Genomic DNA, 2,598 nt, shown 5'->3' with positions numbered 1-2,598 from the left:
GTGCAAGACTAATATAAGATAGGATAAACATGGGGACGGTTCTCGTGTTCCAAAATGGAACGCGAGAACCGTCCCCATGTTTCCATATCGATCAAACAGAAAGAAGCATAAGGTACGTCCCCATGCTTCTTTATTTTCAGTCTTTCCGTCCTGCAATCAGCCTCATTACCTGCTCTGCTGTTACCTGGAGCTGCTTGATGGTGATGTCATGTTCCATGGCTTCTTCCAGGGTACGGCATTGGGTTTGGATGGAGAAAACGGCGTCGAGATGTTCGTTTATTTTTTCTAGTTCGGTGTCAATTCTGCCTGCTAGGCCGATGACTTTTTTGTTATGCTGCTTTGCATATTTGGCTATGGTTACCGGGACTTTACCGAGCAAGGATTGCTGGTCGAGGCTGCCTTCTCCGGTGAACACCAAGTCTGCGGCCTCAATTTTTTCTTTTAGCCCGATGATCTCCATCAGGATTTCAGCGCCTGACATCATCTTCGCATTCAGACAGGCTGCCATGGCACCGCCGAGCCCGCCTGCCGCACCTGCTCCGTTAATATGCTGCACATCTTTTCCGGTCTCTTTCAGCAAAATGCTGCTAAAGCGTTCGAGCCCTGCGTCCAATACTGCGATCTCAGCTTCATTCGCACCCTTTTGCCTGGCAAAAATATGTGCTGCACCCTCTGGGCCATAAAAAGGATTTAACACATCGCTGGCAATCGTAAAGGTGCATTCAGCTATTTCTTTCATGGCATTTGCGGATGACATCGAGGCAACCTTCAATAACGGATTGCCTTCCATGCCCAATAGAGTTCCATTTTGATCAAAGAATTGCCAGCCAAGCGCTTGAAGCATTCCTGTTCCGCCATCATTCGTTGCACTTCCTCCCAATGACAGGATGAAATGACGATATCCCCGTTGAATACCATCCTTTATCTGCTCGCCAACTCCATACGTATTGGTCTTCATCGGCGTTCTGTTGGCGGTTGGAATCAGCGTCAGTCCACAGCTAGCCGCACTTTCTATAAAGACATGATCCTGACCGTTGTAAGGGAAGACGGTGTATTCCGCCATTACGCTATCAAGCAGAGGCCCGTGAACATCCACGGCAATTTTTTCTCCTCCACGGGCATGGATCAGCGCTTCAACCGTTCCTTCTCCGCCGTCTGCCATGTGAAAAACCTTTGCCTCCGCTTCAGGTAATGCCTGCAAAACACCTATCTTAATGGCCTCCCCTGCCTTTAATGAAGATACAGACCCTTTGAAGGAATCGACTGCGATGATTACTTTCACTTTACGTTCACCTCATCTTTTTACTACTTAGACAGCTATTTAGCATGCTGAATCCAAACAAACTGATAAGGCTCCAAGCTCATCTCTTTTCCGATTCTCTCGCCGTTCAAAATGTTTGTACCCTCGACATGGCATGATAGTTGGACTGGCTCTGCTTTCACATTCACCACAAACACTATTTCTTCGCCTGTTTCCTGGTTGAATCGTCTCAACGCAAAAACATCCTGGCCATAATCAAGCACTTCCTGCTCGGCGAATGGCGAGAAGGCTGAGTGCTGCTGGCGTTTCTCGATCATTTTTTTCAATCCGCTGAAAATCGCGGCACGGCGCGGGCTTTCTGTCAGTTCACGCGAAATCCGTCCATATTCGAACTTTTCCCTGTTTATTCGACGGTTGATGCCCGATTCCTCTGCACCTTTTTGATCATTTTGCGATCCTAGCAACGAGTGGTAATAGATTGCCGGAACTCCAACAAATGAGAGCAGGATGGAATGGGCTGCGAGCATTTTTTTGATTTTCTGCTCCTCGGTGACATCTTCCCCTTTATTCACAAGGGCATCACTGTAATTGATATTCAATTCATACACAGATTGGCTGCCGTCGGTATTGTTTTTATAGGAAACACGCCCACCATTTTCAACGACTTTTTCAACAAGCAATTGCTTATCTTCCTCTGTTAAAATTCCTTCGGTCGGACGCATCCCGATTCCGTCATGGCTGGCAAGGAAGTTGAAGTAGGTAGCGGTATCCGACACTTTTCCAATCGTCTTTGCCCAGTTTGTCAGCTTGCCAGAATCATGTGTCGTCAGCGTGTGAAGTACAAGTGGCGGCAAGGAAAACTGGTAGACCATTTGCGCTTCATTCGAGCCATCGCCGAAGTAACTGATGTTTTCAATGTGGGGCACATTCGTCTCGGTAATGATCTGGGTGCCCGGCTTGAAATGATCGAGCAGCGTGCGCCACATTTGAATGATTGCATGCGTTTCTGGCAAATGCATCGAACTCGTGCCTGATTCTTTCCATAAGAATCCAATCGCATCAAGTCGGATGCTTGTGCCACCTTTATAAGCATACGTCAGCAGGATGTCCGTCATTTCAAGCAACAACGGAAAATAAGCGACATTGACATCGACTTGATCTTCACTAAAGGTTGTCCACGCCGTCCTGACTCCGTTCTCCCCTTGGTATTCATGGAATAACGGTGAGGTCCTTGGCCTTACAACCTGGCTTGCATCGAAATCAGGGTCAAAAGGAATGAAGTAGTTCTTAAATTCTGGATCATCCTGCAAATACTTCTGGAACCATTCACTCGATTT

At 47.3% G+C, this 2,598-nt stretch carries 2 protein-coding genes; both read right to left on the bottom strand.

The features are described 5' to 3' along the window. Positions 1–136: 136 nt before the first annotated feature. Complete coding sequence (locus tag WB217_RS02040) at positions 137–1,282, bottom strand: glycerate kinase (protein ID WP_423990176.1); 1,146 nt, start codon at positions 1,280–1,282, stop codon at positions 137–139. A gap of 35 nt (positions 1,283–1,317) precedes the next feature. Further along, positions 1,318–2,598, bottom strand: a 1,281-nt coding sequence (locus WB217_RS02035; protein WP_423990174.1) for an alpha-amylase, incomplete at its 5' end; no start/stop codon positions are given.

It is taken from the genome of Mesobacillus sp. (assembly GCF_049588175.1).
GTDB lineage: Bacteria > Bacillota > Bacilli > Bacillales > Cytobacillaceae > Mesobacillus.
The sequence above is the reverse complement of the archived record's forward strand: the minus strand, read 5'-3'. Positions and strand labels throughout refer to the sequence as shown.